Origin of the sequence: Kitasatospora sp. DSM 101779 (assembly GCF_025655475.1) — a bacterium.
In the GTDB taxonomy this organism is placed as follows: domain Bacteria; phylum Actinomycetota; class Actinomycetes; order Streptomycetales; family Streptomycetaceae; genus Kitasatospora.
Genome location: NZ_JAHTIK010000001.1, coordinates 7,843,153 through 7,861,291 on the forward strand (window position 1 = coordinate 7,843,153; position 18,139 = coordinate 7,861,291).

Here is an 18,139-nt window from a genome sequence, read left to right on the forward strand (position 1 = left end):
TGACCGGGCAGGGGCGGACAGCTCGTACCGGCGCCACGAACCGCCGCCGCCCCTCCCGTGACGGGGTTCCCGTTGGACCGTCAGATCCGCTCGGACCGGTGGCATCCGAACGGTCTGCGGTCGAATGTCTTCGTGATACCTTCTGTGCCGCCGTGCGCTACCGCGAACTCGAGGAGGTGAGACCGATCAACGCTGTGACAGGTCGGGCCTCCCTCCCCCGCATGGCCCAGGGACGCCCGCAGAAGGCATCCCGAAAGGCTTGGCACGTTCATGCGCTTCACCATCGAATCGTCGTCCCACGGCGTCCGTGAACAGCTCTTCGACCTGGGCGACATCCCCGGTGTGCTGTGGACCCCGGAAGGCGCCGCAGCCGCCCGCCCCCTGATCGTGCTGGGGCACGGCGGCGGCCGGCACAAGAAGGACCCCGACATCGAGGCCCTGGCTCGCCGCCTCACCGCCGAGTGCGGCTACGCCGTCGTCGCGGTCGACGTGCCGGGACACGGAGACCGGCCGGTGGACGAGGAGTTCAACCGGATCGCGGCCGAGAACCAGGCCCGTGCCGAGGCGGGGGAGGACCTCGCCCGGCTGATCGCCGACTTCCAGGCGTTCGTGGCCCGCCGGACCGTCCCTGAGTGGCGGTCGGTCGTGGACGCGGTCCAGCAGGTCGCGCACGTCGGCGCCGGACCGGTCGGCTACTGGGGGGTCTCCCTGGGCTGCGGGCTCGGGGTCCCGTTCGTCGCGGCCGAACCCCGCGTCCGTGCCGCTGTCCTGGGCCTCGGCGGGGCCCTGGCCTCCGCCGGCGACGCCGCGAGGATCACGTGCCCGGTCGAGTTCCTCCTCCAGTGGGACGACGAACGGGTGCCGCGGGCGGCCGCCCTGGCACTGTTCGACGCCTTCGGCTCGGCGGAGAAGAGCCTGCACGCCAACCCCGGCAAGCACGCCGAGGTCCCGGCCCACGAACTCGACAGCACGTTGCGGTTCTTCACCCGCCACCTCGGCCGACACCACCCCGGGCGGGCGTGACGGCGGAGTGGCCGGACACTGGCGTCCGACGGAACACAGCTCCTTGGCCGGGGTACTTCGAGGGCGATGCTTACGATCCGGTACGGCCCCGTGGTCCCACGGGCCCATGGGGCAGGCACGAAGGACCTATGGACCGCTGGAACTCGTCGACGGGCGCTGGGTGGTGGGAGACCCCCACCGGCCGGACGGCTGCCGGGTGGAGTTCCGCCCGGAGGGGATGGTCAGGCACGCCCGCGGCACGGAGGACGAGTCGATCCCCTGGTCCCGGGTCATGCCGGGGATCGGCATCCGGATCGGGCAGGGGACTTTCGATCGGGCTACCAGGGTGAGTTGGGGTTGACGAGTCTGCTCGGCGGACTCCCCGGCCCCGTGACGAAACCCCCGGACCGTCTCGCTGCTCCTCCGTCCCGCCGACGGCGGCGCCGCGGGGCCGGGCCGGACAGTACGTCAGCGGCGTCGTCCGCCCGCGCCCCGTGTCCGCCCGTGAACCGACCCGGCGGCGGGTGCGGTCAGTGGGTCCTGGTGGTGACGACCGGACTGCAGTGTTCCGGGCAGGGGGTGGGCTTGGCCGCGGCGGTGGCTGGAGGGCCAGGGTGAGGCGCCGCCGGTGATCATGAGGGCCTCCCGGATGCCGACCGCCCATCGATGCCAGCGCTTCACCCCGGCTTGCAGGCACCGGTGCGGGAGGTTTTCATGGCCTGGGGCGTGCCTTCCGGCTGGGGGCAGCTGTTCCGGCGACTGCGGAGCGGCTCTTCAGCACCCGGGAAGCGTGGGTTCCGGACGGTAAGCCCCGTCGCCCTGCAACCGTGCCACCGACCGCTGGAGGCGGAGATGGGCAGCGTGGAGGGGTCGGCAAGGTCCACCGGAACTCCGCCGGTGAGGGCCGGCGAGATGCGACTTGAAGTGGTGGTGCTGCCGGTCTCCGACGTCGACCGGGCCAAACGGTTCTACGGGTCGCTGGGGTGGCGGCTGGACGCCGACCTTGCGGTCGAAGAGGGCTACCAGGTGGTCCAGTTCACCCCGCCGGGGTCTCTGTGCTCGATCATCTTCGGCAAGGGCGTGACCGCTGCCCCGGCCGGCTCCACCCAGGGCCTGCAGCTCACCGTCCACGACATCGAGGCGGCCCGGGCGGATCTCGTCGAGCGCGGAGTGGACGTGAGCGAGGTGTTCCACGACATCACGGGCGTCTTCCGCCACGCCGGAACACGGGGGCGCCTGGACGGCCCGGCCCCCGGGCACGCGGACTACGGCTCCTTCGCGTCGTTCAGTGATCCGGACGGCAACGGTTGGCTGCTCCAGGAGATCAGGACGCGCCTGCCGGGCCGCTGACGGGATAACGGAAGGAGATCGGCAGTGACCACCCGGACTCACGAGCCCGAACTGCTCGGCCGGACCGTCGTCGTCATCGGCGGCAGTGCCGGCATCGGGTTGGAGACGGCCAGGCGCGCCAGGACCGAGGGTGCCGAGGTCGTTCTCGTCGGCCGCGATCCCGGCCGGTTGGAGCGTGCCGGCAGGGAGGTCGGCGCGCGGCGCACCGCGGCCTTCGACGCAACCGCGCCCGAGGCCCTGGCGACGTTCTTCCACGACCTGCCTGCGCCGGTCGACCACGTCATGGTGACGGCCGGCGGGCCGAGTTACGGGCCGCTGCTCGCGATGAGCGCCGCACAGGTACGGGACGCGCTCAGCGATCACGCGGTGCTGCAGCTGGAGGTCGCGCGCAACGCCGTCGGCCGGGTGAGACCCGGGGGCAGCCTGGTGTTCATGGGCGGCACCGGCGCACGGCGCGTCGCCCGCGGTCTCGGGGTCGCCTCCGCGGCCACCAACGCACTGCCCGCGTTCACCGCGGCCCTCGCACTCGAACTGGCGCCGATACGCGTCAACCTGATCGCGGCCGGCTTCGTCGACACGCCGCTGTCGGCCTCGCTGCTGGGCGACCGGATCGAGGAACGCCGCGCCGAGCTGCGCGCGACGCTGCCGATCGGCCGTGTCGTCGGACCGGCGGACGTCGCCGCGTTGGCCGTGCACCTCATGGTCAATACGGCCCTGACCGGTGCGACCTACGACATCGACGGCGGACAGCAGTTGGTCTCCTGACGGCCATGCTGCCGGCAGCGGCGCCGACCTGACGGCGGAGCCGGTCGGACCGGTGGCACGGCCCGGACGGTGTTCGCGACGTGCGGTCAGGGCACGGTGGCGAGGTAGTCGGTGATTCCGACCCGGTCGACCATCTCGGTGACGAGGCCGGTGGGGGCCGCGGCGACGGCACCGCCCGCGCCCGTGACGGCCGCCGCCGAGCGGTCGGCCGCCTGGTCGGTACCGAGCCCGGCGTGGGCGCCGAGGACCGCGCCCAGCATCACCCGGCCACGGAGGTCCGGAGGGCCGCTCTGCTCGACGACGTCGACGATCGCGACGGCGAGGCCGCTGGCGTCGGCGCGTCCGCGGATCGTGTCGGCCTTCGCGGTGGTGTCGGCGTTCGAGAAGACGAGCCTTGCGTACTCGGTCAGCTCCGGGCACCCCGCGCGCGACACGCACGGTCACGGGCGCGGCCGCCCCGGGCGCCGGTAGGCCGTGACACGCTGTGAAGCTGCTTTGGTGTGCAGCCCGGTTGTGTGTCGAACCGTCAGGCCCGGCAGTGACTTTCGGGACGAACGAGTTTAAAATCGAGTACGACCACGGGCACACGCATGAGCCCGGGACACCCGGAGCGGGCGCGGTGATGCCCGCGCCGCAGACGGGTGATCCGCTCACGCGGCAGCAACCGGCCGCCGGAGTCCCGCTCTCGTCCGCATGCCGTCCGCGGCCGATCCGTGAAGTCTCTGCACCTCCTTGCAATCGAGTTGTTGGTCATGCATCTCGGATTCGATCGTTCCACCTACCCCGGCAACGCGGTCATGCAGTCCCTCCGGGACAACACACCGCTCGCCTTCGCCGCCGCGTACCTCGCCCCGGCCCCGAGCCACCCCAACACGGCGTGGATGCCGGCCATACCGACCCTGATCGGCATGGGCTGGGGCCTGGCCCCCGTCTTCGTCGGCCAGCAGGCCCCGGGTGGCCCGGGATCCCACAAGCTCACCGCCGCCCAGGGCGTCGTGGACGCCCGGACCACCGAAGATCTGGGTCACAGTGCCGGCCTGGAGCCCGGTGCGGTCGTCTACCTCGACATCGAGGTCGGCGGACGACTCGCCGCGAACCATCTCGCCTACGTCGCCTCCTGGATCAACTCCGTCTCGGCCGACACCGGTTACAACCCGGGCGTGTACTGCTCGTTCTCCAAGACCGCCAGCCAGATCGCCACCGAGGTGGGCACCGTCCCGACCTGGGTCTTCCACGCCGTCGACGTGGGGCCGAGCCAGATCAACCTCGCCACCGAGACCCCGCGTGACCCGGCCCAGTCCGGATTCGCCGCCGCGCTGGTCTGGCAGTACCGGCTGAGCCTCAGCGGCGCCGTCAACCTCAACTGGATCGACTCCGGGACGCCCAAGCGCCTCCAGGAGGTCGACGTCGACTCGGCGACCTGCTTCGACCCGTCCCACCCCGACCGACCGGCCCCCGACGGAACCCCGGGACACGCGCCACACCTCGCGCACAGCGGGTCGCGCCACGGCGCCCACTGAAGTCCTGCCCGGCCCCGGCACTGAAGTCCCGCCCGGCCACGGCGCCTCGGCGCGGACGGAGGACGGTGCGGGAACGAGGCAGCCCAGCCGTGTCGGTGCGGCGGTGGGCGGGTAGCGTCCTGGCATGTGGGTAGCGTCCGGGCATGGAGATTGCCAACATCGTTCCGGAGAAGGTGGCCTGGGTTCTGGTGCGTGACGGGCGGGTGCTCGTGACACGCGTCCGCGGTCTGGACGTCTTCTACTTCCCCGGCGGGAAGCGGGAGCCGGGGGAGTCCGATGCCGAGACCCTGGCGCGCGAGATCGACGAGGAACTCCGGTCCCGGATCGACACGGCCACCATGGTGCACGTCGGTACCTTCGAGACGCGGAGGGATTCCGACGGAAGCACCGAGTTCCGGATGATCTGCTACACCGCCGAGCACACCGGTCCGCTGACCGCTTCGAGCGAGATCGCAGAGTCGGACTGGTTCGGCTACGCCGACCGTGCGCGGGTCTCGGCGGTGGACCGGATGGTGTTCGACCTGCTTCATGCCGCCGGCCGACTGTGCTGACCGGCCGACTGCGCTGACCGGCCGACTGTGCTGAAGAGCCGGTCCGGTCCGTCACCCGGGTCCGGGCCGGTGGGACCGGACCGAAGCTGCGTCCCACCGGCCAGGCGTGCCGTTCGAGCGTGCAGGGGGAGGGTCGGGGCAGGGGACTACGGGGCCGGGCTGATGGTGCCGTTCAGGTCCATCTCGAAGACGCCCTCGGTCTTGCCGTCGACCGCGTGGTGCTTGAGCCAGTGCTTCGACATGTTGTGCAGGTTGCTGTGCTGCACCTCCCAGGGCATCGAGTGGCCCGCGCACTTCACCGTGACGAGGATCTTGTGGGCTCCCGTGATGGCGTCGTAGAGGGCTGGAACGTGGAAGTCGAGGGCGGGATTGGCGGGATTGGGCGGCGTGGTGTTGGCCGTCTGGTCGTGCTCGCCGTGCACGATCAGCACGGGCACGCTCCCGCCGAGGACGCCGCCCTGCGCGGCGGTGGTGCTGTTCCAGCCCCAGGACACGAAGTTCCGGTACCGGCTGGCGCCCGCGGGCTCGCCGGAGGCCAGGATCTTGCCCCAGGTGCGGCCGATCGGATCATTGTCCATCAGCGCGTCCCAGACGACGTCGAGCATGCCGGGCTCGCGCTGGCCCGCACACTTCAGTTCCTTCGTCCAGGCCGTGTCGAGGGGGGTGCGGGTCAGTACGTGGGTGGGGAAGCCGGGTGCCGGCAGGGCCGGCGGGTTCGACGGGCCGGCCGGCGGGAAGATCGGGGCGAGGAGGAACAGGCTGTCCACCTTCCCAGGATTCTTGACGGCGTACGGGCCCATGGCGAACGCGGCGGCCGACCAGCCGATGAAGGCGACCTTCGAGACGCCGTGCAGAGTGCGGATGTACTCGACGACGGTGCCGAGCTCGTCCTGGTCGCTCTGGGAGTTGGTCAGGACGTACGGGTAGCTCGCCGGGCGCGGGCCCATCAACGGGGGAGTGACGGCGGCCTGCTGCGCGGGATTGACGTTGCAGGGGTCCTCCATCCGGGGACGCGGCGACCGGCCCGAGCCCTGCAGGTCCATCATGAAGACGTCGTAGCCGGCCTTGGCGACGGCCTCGGCCCACCCGTACGAGGTGTGCTGGAGGTCGTAGCCGGCCAGCACCGGGACGCTCCTGCCGTGCAGCATGAGGACGGCCCTGCGGTTCGCCGGGGGTCCGGGCGGCGTGCCGTCGTGCTCGCGCACGAAGAGTTCGACCTTCTGGCCGGCGTTCGCCGGGACGGTGGAGGTGTGCGGGACTGCGTGATCGGTCGTGATGACGGCCATGGGAGGCCCCTTTCATCGGATGGGTGCAGAAGTGGCCCGTGTGCGGGCGGTGCGGCGGGTGTCCCACGGGCCGGTCCGGTGACGTACGCCCGTCGGCAGCGGTCCGTGCGCGGGTCGTGTGGGGCACGGTGACCGCCTAGCGTTCCTCGACGGCCGAGGGTGTCCGGGTCCGTTCCGCCATGGCCGTCCAGAAGCGGCCGAGCTCACGGTCGGTCATGCCCTGCCAGCCCGCCCTCCTGCGTCGGAGCGTGCGCCTCCTCAGGAGGGCCTGCTGTTGCCGGCAGAAGGGTTCGCGCAGCTCCGCGCCCGGCTGCGCCCCCTTCGCGGGGTACGGGCACAGCTCGAACTGGCAGCTGCGCAGGCAGCTCGTCCCCGGTTCGGCCGTCCCGGCCATGCCCACCGTGCGCTCGGGACGCAGCGCCGTACGGTCCTTCGTCAGGCAGGGCGGGAGCGTCGTGCGGTTGGTGCGCTCCAGCCGGCTGTCGACCAGCTGCCCGTCGCGTTCCGTGAGGTTGAGCAGCAACAGGATGTCGGCGAGGAGCTGTTGGGCGCGCGGATGCAGGGTGCTCCACCCCACCGACGGCGGAATCCAGAGGTTGTGCTTGCGGTAGACCGCGGGATCGGCCGGCTGGGAGCCGATGTTGGCCATGGTCCCCTTCTCGTCGATCCAGATGAACCGCTCGGGACGCCGGGTCTCCAGGGCGAGCGCCGCGAGGTCCCCGGCCTCGGCGACGAAGGGGTGCAGCCGGGTCCCTCCCCGCACCGTGAGCTCGTCCGCGGGCCTGTCGCCGGGGGCCTGCTCACTGCCCGCCATGCCGAGCCAGCGCTCCACGGCCTGCAGCGGGTCGGAGCCGGACCGCCGGCCGCTGTCGCCTCCCTCCAGGACCTCGTCGGTGCTGTCCGGGAGCTCCCACAGGCACAGCGCGTGGATGAGGGTGACCTGGGAGTACCAGTAGCGCGCGTGCGTCAGCATGTGCTCCGCCTGTTCGATCAGGTACTCCCGGGCCTCGTCGGAGGTCGCGGGGTGCCGGCTCCGGCGGTTCGCCGCACCCTTGAAGCCCTGGGCGAGGGCGATCTCCAGGGAGATGGGCAGGTCGGCGCGCCCGGTCGCGGGGTTGGGGGCGAGGTGCTGCAGCCAGAGGTCCATGCGTTCCCGTGCCTGGTCGCACCGGTCGCTGCCCACCGAGCCCACGATCATCGGAACCAGCCACGCCCTGGTGACGAACTCGCGCCAGATCTCTACGGCCGTCCGGGCGCCCCGCTCGGCGCTGTCCGGGGTGTCGGGAGAGCCGATCCGCTTCTCGCGTTCGGCGCTCTCCCTGTTCCGCTGGATCTCCATGGCCGTCCTGTACTGCTCCCAGGGGTCGTAGATCTCGGCCGCGGCCCCTTCCTTCCGCCGGGGCCACGGGAAGAGCCTGCGCAGTGCGTCGAACGCGTTGTCGCCGCCCGCGCCGATCTCCTGGGCGATGGCCAGCCTGACGGGATAGCTGGGCTCGACCCAGGTGACCCTCATCAGGTCGCCGTAGGCCGGCTTGGGCCACTTCTCGGGATCTTCCCTGTTCGAGCGGTCGAGCCGGCGTGCCACTTCGCCGAACGCGTGCACCAGCCGCAGCTTCGCCTCGTCGAGCGTCCTCGGGTCGCCGTCGACGATCTCCGGCCACCGTTGCAGGATGGTTCCGGCGAGAAGGACATGGGCCGAATCGTCGGCCTGACAGGTGTCGATCTCCAACGCTGCGGCGAACAGGTCGAGGGCCTTGTCGTCCCGGCGTTGCCGGCCCGCTTCGAGCAGCAGGTCGACCGTGGCGCGCTTCAGGGTCTCGCCCTTGCGGCGGGAGCGCAGGACCAGGGCGATGAGGAGCTCGCGGCCGGGTTCCTCGAGCGCCCTCTCCAGGAGCCCCGCGCCGTCCTGCTGGACGACGTCGAGGAAGGCGGACCCCAGATAGGCCTGCAGAATGCTGTGCGGGAACCGCACCTTCCGGCTCTGCGCCTCCACCAGCCCGAGTTGCTCACCCCGTGCCGCGTACCGGGACAGGGCGGTGCGCCAGCAGGACTCCTCGGCGTCCCCCGGCAGATCCCCGACGCGCTCGCGCAGCGCGCGGAGGATCGCCCGATAGGGGATCACCGCCGTTCGCGGCTGTCCGCCGTTCCCGTCCGCCCAGCTGATCAGCTCGTCGAACCTGACCTCCAGTCGGTCGTTGATCAGCCCGATGCAGGCCAGCGCCGAGATCACCGACACCGTTCTCTTCCGCTGCTCGTACGCGATGTCGAAGCGGGCCTGGAGATGGCCGCGGACCAGCGCCTTCATCCAGGAGTCCAGGAGGCTCAGCCGGATGCAGGTCCGGTCGCCGCCGCGGGTGTTGACGTGGTCCCACTTCTTGCTGCTCTCGAAGTGCTCCATGAGCTGGTGCTCCCGCAGCTGGCGGGCGATCTGCAGGTAGAGGGGCGACTCCGCGACCGCGGCCGTCTCGACGATCCAGTCCAGCCTGCGGCTGTCCACGCCGGGTTTGCGGTGCGCCAAGTAGCCGAGTGCGGCCTCCTCGCTGAGCGGTTCGAGGTCGATGACGGCAGCCTGGGTCCCTTCGAGCGCCGAGTGCGGACGCGAGGCGATCACCAGGGGGAGCTTCTGCTTCTGCGCCCGGCCGATCGCGCGACGGATCAGACTGTCCCGGTTCGCCTGGTCCTCGTCCTCGCAGAACGCCTCCTCGAGTCCGTCCGCGATGACCACGGCCTTGTCGTCCATGCAGAGCTGCCGCCACACCCGTTCGGCCTGGGCCCTGGAGATGACGCCCGGGTCCACCTCGTCGCAGAACCGCCTCTTGGCCAGCTCGCCGAAGTTCAGGTCGGACCCGTCGAGGTCGATACGCCGCAGGTGAAGGGGGACGGGAACGGCGCCGTTCTCCGCCAGCACCTGGGTCAGCTGTACGAGTACGGCCGTCTTCCCGCTGCCGACGCCGCCGACCAGCACGTACGGCCGGCGTCGGCGCCGGTCCCGCAGGGCCTGCGCGATGACCGAGCAGAGCTCCTGCCGGCCGACGACCTCGTCGACGATCGTGCCGGCCGTGGGCACCAACTGCCGCGGGTTCCTCCGCGCGGTCCGCCCGATCGGCCGGATCGTCTTCCAGCGCCGCACGCCCAGGAATACGGTCGTGCTCAGCGAGAGCACCAGGAAGGGGGTGGTGAAGCTGATGACCACGCTGCAGGACTGGCCGGTGCTGCGGCAGGTGTTCTCGACGAACCCGGCCCTTCCGCCGATGATCACGCTCACGGCCAGGGCCAGCCAGCCCAGGAGCAGCAACGTTCCGATCAACGACAGGGCCTTGAGGTAGTTCCCGGGCGTCCACCTCCCGCGCCATTGCCGAGGAATGGCCACCCGCTGCCGGGTCTCCTTGCGGACACGCCGCATCCGCCACCGTCGGAACACGCGGAATCTCAGCCAGGACAGGAAGCGCCTTCCCCGGACGAAGCGCGGCTCGCTCGGCGCCCTGAACCTCCCCTCGGGATGCCGGATGACCTGGTTCATCGGGGTCTTCCCTCACTGGCATCGACAACCGTCCGTCAGGACAGCCCGGCGGCGTCGGCGGTGAGAACGGAGCCGCGGACGGAGGTGTCGCCGTCGGCCGCCAGATTCGTCCAGGACAGGAAGACCTTCTGCGGAGAGCCGTTGCCGAAGACGGCGGCTGCGCTCAGGTCGAGCCGGTTCTTTGCGGTGCCGGAGCTCACCTGGACCTTGGGACCGATCTCGAGCTCGCTGTCCGAGCACAGCTGTGCCATCACGGTCGGCACGGTGTCGTTGGTGTCCGCGCTCTTCTCCACCCAGGCGAGGACGAAGCGTCCGCCCGGCAGTGCCGTCAGCGAGGGCGAGGTCCGGTGGAAGTGCTTCGGTGAACCCGCGAACGCCCTGGCGATGACGTCACCGTCGCCCGCCGGGTCGAGGATGCTGGCCACGGCGGTGGTCTGGGGGACGCCGAGGTCGCTCGGCACCGTGGCGTTGATGTGCGCGGCGACGAACCGTCCGTTGTCGAGGGCCGTCAGCACGCTCCGGCCCAGTCGCCCGAATCCCGTGACGTCGGCGTGGATCTCGTCCGTCCGGGGTGTGCCGTCGGACCCGAAGACCCGGTACCTCAGCCCGCCGCCGCCCACCGCCTCGCCGTCGGTCCAGGCGACCACGAAGTCCCCGGTGCTCAGCACCGTCGCGGCGGCACCGGTGTGGAAGGCCTCGCTGGTGCTGACGGCGATCTCGGAGCCCTGCCTCTGCCCGTCGGGGCCGAACCGCTGGGCGCGGACCCGTTGCTCTGGGCTGCCTCCCGTCCAGGTGACCAGGCAGCCGCGGTCGATCATGCGGGTGACCGTCGGCGGCCACGAGGCGTCGATGTCCTCGGTGCTGACCCGCACCGGCGGTCCTCCCGGGTGGGAACCGGCGAGACGTCGCAGGACCACGTGCGGAGTCGGCGGGGGCAGGTTGAACGGCTGCTCGATCCAGGCCGCGAAGGTCGCCCCGCCGATGGAGTCCACGAAGGGCCGCTGCCGGTCTGTGTTGTTGCCGGGCGGTGTGTCGCTGACGAGGAACTCCGACCCGAGCGGCGTGCCGGCGGTGTTGACGTGCCTGCCCTTGATGCCGGCATCGGCGCCGTCCGCCCACACGGCCGCGAACAACTCGCTGCCGAGCAGCGCGTCGGCGCAGGGCTGCGACTGGCTTCCGCTGACGGACGTGTTCACGGCGAAGTCACCCATGATCGTTCTCCCAGACGGTGGGCTGCGGCGGGCGTGTTCGCGCGCCCGGCCTACAGCCAGAATTCGACCCCGAACTCCACACTGACCGCGTGGTGGGTGGTGTCGGCCGGACAGGCGCCGTCGAAGTCGCCGTCACCGGCGAAGAACAGGACGCCGCACTTGCCGCAGACCTTCCAACCGGACTTGAAATGCTCGAAGGGACCCCAGCTGGTGGGAAGTTGGTAGGCGGTGCCGGCGGTGTGCGTACCCGAGGCCGTGCAGTGGTTGCCGCCGGCCTCCGTGGTGAACATGGCCTCGCACCGGGTGCAGTGGTTGAACCCTTCCGTCCAGCCGCTGACGACGGTGCCGTCCCCCCGGGTCGAGGGATCCTCGGTCATCTCGAACGCCCAGTCGCTGTTCGGAATGTGACGGCCGATGAACTCGGGTGGCGTGCCGGGCAGGGGATCGGCGGTGCAGGAGCCGTTGGGGGCGGGGTCGTACGGAGGCGGATCGTTCGGGGGTGGCCAGCCGCTGTAGAAGAGCGAGAGGCAGTTGTGGCATCCGGTCCAGCCGAAACGTGTGGGCATCGTGCGTCCTGTGACTCCTCGCGACGCTCCGCGGAGGCCGCGAGCCGGTGGGAGGTTGTCCGTGGGGGTCCGGTTCCAACGTAACGCCGCACGAACGGTGCAGGCATGTGGATCAAGCGGTGACCGTGAGGCGGCGACCGGCCGCCCGGCCGAACCGGTGCACCCGGACTGCCGCTGTCCGGCGTCGTCCTGACCGGCCGGCAGATCGGGCACCGACCGGCAGATCCGCGCGGCTCGGCGCGGGCCGAGGCGCGTGGCCGAGGCGCGTGGCCGGGGCGGGTGGCGTCCCGACAGCAACGCCCCGCGCGTCAGGCATCGTCGTCCCAGCTCGCTCCCGCTCCGGGCGGCGGGGGTTGGGGAGGGTGGGGGAGGACCTGGAGACGGGCGCGGTGGACGGCGACGTGGAGGCCGCTGGGGGCGACGACACCGCAGTACGGGTCAGCCTCGACCAGCAGGACGAGGGCCGTTCCGATGGGCAGGATGCCGTCGGGCGGCCCCTCGGGCCGGTGGTGGTCGTACCAGGAGGGCTGGTCGGCGTCGAGCGTGTGGGTGAAGCGGTTGGGCGGGGGACGCGCCACCTTGTCCCTGGGGACCACGGACCGGCTGCCGAGGACGGAGACCTCGGGACGCCGGACGGTGCAGGGCTGCTCCCGCGGGCGCGGTCGGTCATCGTCCGCCGTGTAGGGGGAGGTGGTGCCGGTGAGACGTGCGGCGGCCGCGCGGTCTGCGCCCGCGATGTGGCTCTCGAAGGCGTTCATGGCGTTCCCGCCCTTTCGTGGGAGGGCTCGTGCGGAGGTCCGGTGGATCGGGTCCGGTGTGCGTACGGCGGAGACGACGCGGTTCCGCCGCACCGGCCCGGCCGCCTGCCGTTGGCCGGACGCGGTGGACGGCGTCCGGTGGAGGGCCTCCGGTCGGGTCGGGAGGTCGGCGGGTGGGGTGTCGGGCGGGTGGGGTCTCGGTGCGGGGCGTCGGACGGCGGTCCAGGAGGACCGCGCGGTGCCGCCCGCCGGGGTGCGGCTCGCGTTCAGGCCCCGTCCCTTCGATCGTCCCGCGCTCCTTCCGGTGCGGCATCTCGGCTCCGGGCCCGCTCCGGAGGTCCGCGGTACCGGCACGTTCGGAGCTGGTGGCGTCTGTTGGCTCGTGCGGTGACGCTGCGGATCCGGGCCGCCGTGGCGGGCGATGACGATGGGTCACGGCCACGCCCGGCCCCGGCCGCCGCGATCCGCGAGCCCCCGGCCCGACACGGAACACAGCGCGGCCCGGCGGCGGAGCCGATCACTCAGCGGAGCGCCCCGTCGATGGGTGCCGGTGACAACGGGTCATGGCGGCCGGATGGTCGCCACCCGCAGACGCCGGATGGTCGGCTTTGGTCGCTTGCCCGGACGGCCCGGCATCAGGGCGATCAGCTCGCGCGAAAGCGGGCGGGGCCAGGCGCACCAACGGTTCGTTCGGCGCCGCGCCGCGCCGGTCTCGAACCGGGGCAGGCAGGCAGGCCGTACGGCCCGGTGCCCCGCCGATTGATCCGCACCCGCGCAGAATGGGGACGAACGGTGCAGGAGGCAGCAGAGCGCGAGCACAGGGAGGTGTCCTGGTGAGCCGCATTCTGGTGACCGGGTCCACGGAGGGCCTGGGCCGGGCCGCCGCGGAGGCACTGCAGTCGGCCGGCCACCGGGTCGTCGTGCATGCCCGCAGCCCCGGGCGGGCAACTGCCCTGCGGCCGTTGCTCGACCGCGGAGCGGACGCCGTCACCGGCGACCTCACGGACCGTGACGCCGTACGGCGGATCGCCGCCGAGCTGAACGACGCCGACCCGCTCGACGCGGTCATCCACAACGCAGGCGTATGGCGCGGCCCGGCCGTCATGCCGGTCAACATCATCGCCCCGTACCTGCTCACGGCCCTGCTGCCGGCACCGCGCCGACTGGTGTACCTGAGCAGCGGCTCGCACTTCGGCGGGCAACCGACGGTGCAGGGAGTCGACTGGCTCGGCGGGAGCGCGGGCTCCTACGCGGACAGCAAGCCGTTCGTCACCGCGCTCGCCGCCGCGGTGGCCCGGCTGCGCCCCGGCGTGCGGAGCAACGCCGTCGACCCGGGATGGGTGCCGACCAGGATGGGCGGCCCGGGAGCCCCGGACGATCTCGAACTCGGGCACCTGACCCAGGAATGGCTGGCCACCAGCGACGAACCCGAGGCCCTGACCACCGGCGGGTACTGGTACCACCGCGAGCTCAGGCCGCCGCACCCCGCCGTCCACGACGAGGCGTTCCAGGACCGTCTGCTCGCGGCACTGGCCGAGGAGACCGGCACCGCTCTGTGAACGGCGGTGTGCGAGCGGTGACACCGGGGTCGAGGCGGATGCCGCACCAACCCCGGCGGCCGGGCTGCCGGGCGGGCGGCGGTCTGCCCGCCTGCCGGGAAAGTCGGTGAGGTGCTAGAAATCCCTGGTGGACGTTCCCCCTGAGCCCTCGACCCTGCGCGTCTTCGTCGCGCTGGCTCCGCCCGACGAGGCCAAGGAGGAGCTGGCCCGGGCCCTGCAGCCCGCCTACGCCCTGTATCCGCGGCTGCGGTGGAACCGGATCGAGGACTGGCACATCACCCTGGCCTTCCTCGGTGAACTGCCAGCCACGACAGTGCCGTTGCTGCGGTCGGCGCTGGCCGGCCGGGCGGCGTCGCACCCCGCGCTGCAGCTGGGCCTGCGCGGGGGCGGCCACTTCGACGAACGGCTGCTGTGGAGCGGGATCGACGGCGACCTGGAGGGACTGCACCTGCTCGCCTCCGACGTCCGGGAGCTGGTCCGATCCTGCGGCATCGATTTCAGGGAGCGCCCGCTGCACCCCCATCTGACACTGGCGCGGTCCCGTCGCGACGATCCCACCAGCGTGCCGCGGGCCGCGGCCGGGCTCGCCGGGTTCGTGGGCCGGCCGTGGCGGGCCGAGCGTCTCCACCTGGTCGGCGGCACCATCGGCCGTGGGCTCGGGCCGATCCGTTACCGCGACATCGAGGCATGGCGATTCGGCGCCGCCGTCCGGGCCGGGGGCAACGGCGATCCCGCAGAGCCGCAAGAACGGTCAGGATTGGAGAAGCCTCGGCGGCCGCGCACCACCTAGGGCCCGTATCGGGTTGTGATCAATATGCGGGTTTCGCCCTCGTGGTCGCGCCCGATCCGATAGATCATGCTGTGTGACGCGAGTGCAACTGACTGACGCCGAATGGGAGTTCATCGGGCCGTACCTGCCGATCGGTGAGTACGGCCCGTACCCCGAGCGGCTGCGCCGGCAGTTCGAGGGCGTGATCTGGCGGTTTCGGACGGGCGGCCAGTGGCGGGAGATGCCGAGCGAGTTCGGGGCCTGGTCGACGGTCCACAACCGCTTCCGGCAGTGGAGGGACGCCGGGGTCTTCGAGGCCCTGCTGGAGGGCGCGATCGCGGAGGCCGCCAAGCGGGGTGAGGTGGACTTGTCGCTGGTCAGCGTGGATTCCACCACCGTCCGGGCCCACCACGACGCCGCCGGGATGCACCTCGACCCCGACACGCTCGCCGACCTGGAGAAGGCGGCCGAGGAGGCGGAGAAGGCCCGGCAAAAGGGGGCGGCCCGAAGGAACAAGACGGGCAGGACACCGCAGACGACCCGGGACGGGACGAGCGGCGACGTGTCCGACGCAGACGCAAGATCCGCCTGAAGGCAGCCCTGCTCGGACGGTCCAGAGGCGGGCAGACCAGCAAAGTCCACATCGCCGGCGAGCGCAAGTGTCGCCCGCTGGCATTCGTCCTGAGCGAGGGGCAGGCCGCCGACAGTCCGCAGTTCATCCCCGTGCTGGCGAAGGTCCGGGTTCGCGGGCCCGTCGGCCGCCCCCGTACCCGGCCCGACGCGGTCGCCGGCGACAAGGCGTACTCGTCCCGCGGCAACCGTGTTCACCTGCGCGAACGGCACATCAAGGCCGTCATCCCGGAGAAGCGGGACCAGGCCGCCCATCGAAAGAAGAAGGGCAGCAGGGGCGGCCGGCCCGTTGCCCACGACGCCGAGCTCTACAAGGAGCGGAACACCGTCGAGCGCCTGATCAACAGGCTGAAGGCCTGGCGGGGCATCGCCACCCGGTTCGACAAGACACCCGAGAGCTACCTCGCCGGCCTCCACCTCCGTGCATCGATGATCTGGATCAAGAGCCTCACCAAGACCGCCCCTTGATCACGACCAAATACGCTCCCTAGCGTGATGGTCATGGCAACCACTACTTCCACCGCAGCCGACACCGCCCTCGAATCCGTCACCGTCGAGGTGGCCGACCTCGAGACCGCCCGCCGCTTCTACCGTGAGTTCGGCGTGGACACGTTCATCCACCTGCGGGCGTCCGAGGCGCAGTCGACCGGGTTCCGGGGCTTCACCCTGGCGCTCACGGTGTCCGGGCCGGCCACTGTCGACGGCTTCGTCGGCGCCGCCGTGAATGCCGGCGCCACGGTACTGAAGCCCGCCGCGAAGTCGCTGTGGGGCTATGGCGGCGTCGTCCAGGCCCCGGACGGGACGATCTGGAAGATCGCGACCTCGGCGAAGAAGGACAGCGGCCCCGCCACCCGCGAGATCGACGAGGTCGTCCTTCTGCTCGGTGTCGAGGACGTGAAGGCCACCAAGCAGTTCTACGTCGGCCGGGGCCTCTCCGTGGCCAAGAGCTTCGGTGGCAAGTACACCGAGTTCGCCCCCGGTCAGTCCAGCCCCGTCAAACTGGCGTTGTACAAGCGCCGTGCCCTTGCCAAGGACCTCGGCGTCCCGGTCGACGGCACCGGCTCGCACCGCATCGTCCTCGGCGGCGCCGCCGACACCTTCACCGACCCGGACGGGTTCGCCTGGGAGGCCGCCGCGCCGCACGTCCCGACGGCGTCCTGACTCCCGGCCCCCACCGGCCCATCCCGGCTCATCCCGGCCCGGCCCCGGGGCGTACCTGCCCCTGGGCCGTCGCAGGCACTTCCCCGCTCTGGCTTCCTGCCGCCCGCCGGTCCCGCCTCCGCGGAACCCGGCGGGGAGGCCGGCGCCGTGCAGCCCTCCGGCCCGGGCGCCGGCCGGACCGCCCGCGGGCCCGGCCGTGCGTCACTTCCAGGTCGTCACCCCGAGCCGGCCGGTCGTCTGCGAGGAAGGGGGGCACTTCAGCGTGGTGATCCGAGGCGTCCACCCCGACGTCACCGTCCACTGCACGGGCGTCGGCCGGATCATCGAGACGCCCGACTGCCCTCATCCGGTCCTGGATCCAGGACATCGATCCTCTGTGACAGGGCCGTTGCCGGAAGTGTGAGTGCCGTCACGGTCCTTGACGCCCGGTCATGGTCAGCTCGGTGGGTGCATCGTTCCCGAATCACCTCTCCGGTCCTCCTTGCCGCCGCGGTCCTGCTGCTCGCCGCGTGCGGCTCTCAGGCCGCCACCGGACCTCGGGCCTCCGGGCCGGGTGCCACGTCCGCCTGCGGTGTGCCGACGGGCAGTTCGGCCTCTGCTTCTTCTTCGGCTTCGGCGTCGGTCGGCGGTCCGGCCGAGCGAGAGCTGGACGGCGTCAGGATCACGGGTTCCGGCCCCCTCTGCACCGAATTCGAGGTCACCAACCGGGGAAGCGAACCCTTCACGTACACGGTCACCTTCACCCACCTCTCACCGTCGGGGCAGGTGATGTCCGTCAGCAGGCGGACGGTGCCCGACGTTGCGCCCGGTCGGACCGTGGCGGGCACCGTCGCGGCGGATGAACCCTCGCCCCTCCTGACCGAACAGCACATGGTCGGCGCCGTTCCCACTGGAACGGGTGCGTCCGCCTCCGTGGGCGCCGGGCGGGTGCGGATCACCAAGGTGCGCAGTGTTCCGAGCAAGGAGGCCTCGGCCGAGACCGGGGCCTGTCCGTCGTCCGGGACGCGGGTGTACGCCGACGAGGGCGATGCCGCCATGGGACTGCGCGCGCTCGGCCTCCACCTGGAGAACTGCGGCTCGGGAACCGTCGAACTGAACGGCTATCCGGAACTCCAGGTCATCGACGAGGAACACCGGCCCGTCGGCAATGTGCGGCTCCTGCACGGCGGCAGCGCCATCTCCACCGGCACCGGCACCGACGAACCGCCCCGGCCGATCACGCTGGGGCCGGGCGAACGCGCCTACGCCGGGTTGGTCTGGCGCAACACCGTGGAGGCCGGAACGGCCGATACGGTGAACGCGCCGTATCTGCGGGTCCGGGCGACAGCAGGTGCCGATCCGGTCATGGTGATCCCGGAACTCGACCTCGGCACCACGGGCCGGCTGGCCGTCGGTGCCTGGACGAAGGACGGGACCCGGGGCACGGCTGCCACAGGCATCCCGGGCGTGCCGACCATCCGGGGCACTCGGCCCTGACCCGCTGCAGGTGCC

General features: G+C 71.7%; 15 protein-coding genes and 1 pseudogene. 10 read left to right on the plus strand and 6 right to left on the minus strand.

Annotated elements, in window-relative coordinates; all coding sequences use genetic code 11:
* Positions 1-270: 270 nt before the first annotated feature.
* From KSNIM_RS35905 to KSNIM_RS35915, 3 genes are all read left to right on the plus strand, one after another.
* Positions 271-1,023 carry a dienelactone hydrolase family protein gene (locus tag KSNIM_RS35905; protein WP_263107371.1) on the plus strand — a complete coding sequence of 251 codons (753 nt, stop codon included), beginning with the start codon at positions 271-273 and terminating at the stop codon, positions 1,021-1,023.
* Positions 1,024-1,914: 891 nt separating this feature from the next.
* Positions 1,915-2,352 (plus strand): VOC family protein, encoded by a 438-nt coding sequence (locus KSNIM_RS35910; RefSeq protein WP_263107372.1) that lies wholly within the window; start codon positions 1,915-1,917, stop codon positions 2,350-2,352.
* 24 nt (positions 2,353-2,376) lie between these two features.
* Positions 2,377-3,117 carry an SDR family oxidoreductase gene (locus KSNIM_RS35915; RefSeq protein ID WP_263107373.1) on the plus strand — a complete coding sequence of 247 codons (741 nt, stop codon included), beginning with the start codon at positions 2,377-2,379 and terminating at the stop codon, positions 3,115-3,117.
* An 86-nt stretch (positions 3,118-3,203) separates the two neighbouring features.
* On the opposite strand, the gene KSNIM_RS35920 is transcribed toward KSNIM_RS35915, so the two are convergent.
* Positions 3,204-3,551 carry a hypothetical protein gene (locus KSNIM_RS35920; protein WP_263107374.1) on the minus strand — a complete coding sequence of 116 codons (348 nt, stop codon included), beginning with the start codon at positions 3,549-3,551 and terminating at the stop codon, positions 3,204-3,206.
* Between the two features lie 318 nt (positions 3,552-3,869).
* On the opposite strand from KSNIM_RS35920, the gene KSNIM_RS35925 reads away from it, so the two are divergent.
* The gene (locus KSNIM_RS35925) at positions 3,870-4,637 is read left to right on the plus strand and encodes a glycoside hydrolase domain-containing protein (protein ID WP_263107375.1); all 768 of its coding nucleotides are present in this window, start codon (positions 3,870-3,872) and stop codon (positions 4,635-4,637) included.
* A gap of 143 nt (positions 4,638-4,780) precedes the next feature.
* On the plus strand, positions 4,781-5,188 hold the full coding sequence (locus KSNIM_RS35930) for an NUDIX hydrolase (protein WP_263107376.1): 408 nt from the start codon (positions 4,781-4,783) through the stop codon (positions 5,186-5,188).
* Positions 5,189-5,334: 146 nt separating this feature from the next.
* On the opposite strand, the gene KSNIM_RS35935 is transcribed toward KSNIM_RS35930, so the two are convergent.
* The 5 genes from KSNIM_RS35935 to KSNIM_RS35955 form a co-directional block, all read right to left on the minus strand.
* A complete protein-coding gene (locus KSNIM_RS35935; protein WP_263107377.1) occupies positions 5,335-6,474 on the minus strand; it encodes an alpha/beta hydrolase in 1,140 nt (379 codons plus the stop codon).
* Between the two features lie 136 nt (positions 6,475-6,610).
* Positions 6,611-9,844 carry an ATP-binding protein gene (locus KSNIM_RS35940; protein WP_263107378.1) on the minus strand — a complete coding sequence of 1,078 codons (3,234 nt, stop codon included), beginning with the start codon at positions 9,842-9,844 and terminating at the stop codon, positions 6,611-6,613.
* 185 nt (positions 9,845-10,029) lie between these two features.
* Positions 10,030-11,205: a hypothetical protein gene (locus tag KSNIM_RS35945; protein WP_263107379.1), complete on the minus strand. Its 1,176-nt coding sequence runs from the start codon at positions 11,203-11,205 to the stop codon at positions 10,030-10,032.
* A gap of 50 nt (positions 11,206-11,255) precedes the next feature.
* Complete coding sequence (locus tag KSNIM_RS35950; RefSeq protein WP_263107380.1) at positions 11,256-11,771, minus strand: hypothetical protein; 516 nt, start codon at positions 11,769-11,771, stop codon at positions 11,256-11,258.
* Positions 11,772-12,079: 308 nt separating this feature from the next.
* Positions 12,080-12,529 carry a hypothetical protein gene (locus KSNIM_RS35955; RefSeq protein WP_263107381.1) on the minus strand — a complete coding sequence of 150 codons (450 nt, stop codon included), beginning with the start codon at positions 12,527-12,529 and terminating at the stop codon, positions 12,080-12,082.
* 833 nt (positions 12,530-13,362) lie between these two features.
* On the opposite strand from KSNIM_RS35955, the gene KSNIM_RS35960 reads away from it, so the two are divergent.
* From KSNIM_RS35960 to KSNIM_RS35980, 5 genes and pseudogenes are all read left to right on the plus strand, one after another.
* Positions 13,363-14,088, plus strand: a complete 726-nt coding sequence (locus KSNIM_RS35960) for an SDR family NAD(P)-dependent oxidoreductase (protein WP_263107382.1) — start codon at positions 13,363-13,365, stop codon at positions 14,086-14,088.
* A 127-nt stretch (positions 14,089-14,215) separates the two neighbouring features.
* The gene (gene thpR / locus KSNIM_RS35965) at positions 14,216-14,878 is read left to right on the plus strand and encodes an RNA 2',3'-cyclic phosphodiesterase (protein ID WP_263107383.1); all 663 of its coding nucleotides are present in this window, start codon (positions 14,216-14,218) and stop codon (positions 14,876-14,878) included.
* A 73-nt stretch (positions 14,879-14,951) separates the two neighbouring features.
* A pseudogene (locus KSNIM_RS35970) lies at positions 14,952-15,955 on the plus strand (IS5 family transposase).
* Between the two features lie 27 nt (positions 15,956-15,982).
* Positions 15,983-16,648, plus strand: a complete 666-nt coding sequence (locus KSNIM_RS35975) for a glyoxalase (protein WP_263108239.1) — start codon at positions 15,983-15,985, stop codon at positions 16,646-16,648.
* A 399-nt stretch (positions 16,649-17,047) separates the two neighbouring features.
* On the plus strand, positions 17,048-18,124 hold the full coding sequence (locus KSNIM_RS35980) for a DUF4232 domain-containing protein (RefSeq protein WP_317634094.1): 1,077 nt from the start codon (positions 17,048-17,050) through the stop codon (positions 18,122-18,124).
* Positions 18,125-18,139 lie beyond the last annotated feature (15 nt).

Bases quoted from the DNA above. Each gene is read 5' to 3' on its own strand.
- KSNIM_RS35945 (WP_263107379.1), bottom strand. From the start codon at position 11,205: ATGGGTGACTTCGCCGTGAACACGTCCGTCAGCGGAAGCCAGTCGCAG.
- KSNIM_RS35925 (WP_263107375.1), top strand. From the start codon at position 3,870: ATGCATCTCGGATTCGATCGTTCCACCTACCCCGGCAACGCGGTCATG.
- KSNIM_RS35930 (WP_263107376.1), top strand. From the start codon at position 4,781: ATGGAGATTGCCAACATCGTTCCGGAGAAGGTGGCCTGGGTTCTGGTG.
- KSNIM_RS35905 (WP_263107371.1), top strand. From the start codon at position 271: ATGCGCTTCACCATCGAATCGTCGTCCCACGGCGTCCGTGAACAGCTC.
- KSNIM_RS35955 (WP_263107381.1), bottom strand. From the start codon at position 12,529: ATGAACGCCTTCGAGAGCCACATCGCGGGCGCAGACCGCGCGGCCGCC.
- KSNIM_RS35935 (WP_263107377.1), bottom strand. From the start codon at position 6,474: ATGGCCGTCATCACGACCGATCACGCAGTCCCGCACACCTCCACCGTC.
- KSNIM_RS35950 (WP_263107380.1), bottom strand. From the start codon at position 11,771: ATGCCCACACGTTTCGGCTGGACCGGATGCCACAACTGCCTCTCGCTC.
- KSNIM_RS35910 (WP_263107372.1), top strand. From the start codon at position 1,915: ATGCGACTTGAAGTGGTGGTGCTGCCGGTCTCCGACGTCGACCGGGCC.
- KSNIM_RS35975 (WP_263108239.1), top strand. From the start codon at position 15,983: ATGGTCATGGCAACCACTACTTCCACCGCAGCCGACACCGCCCTCGAA.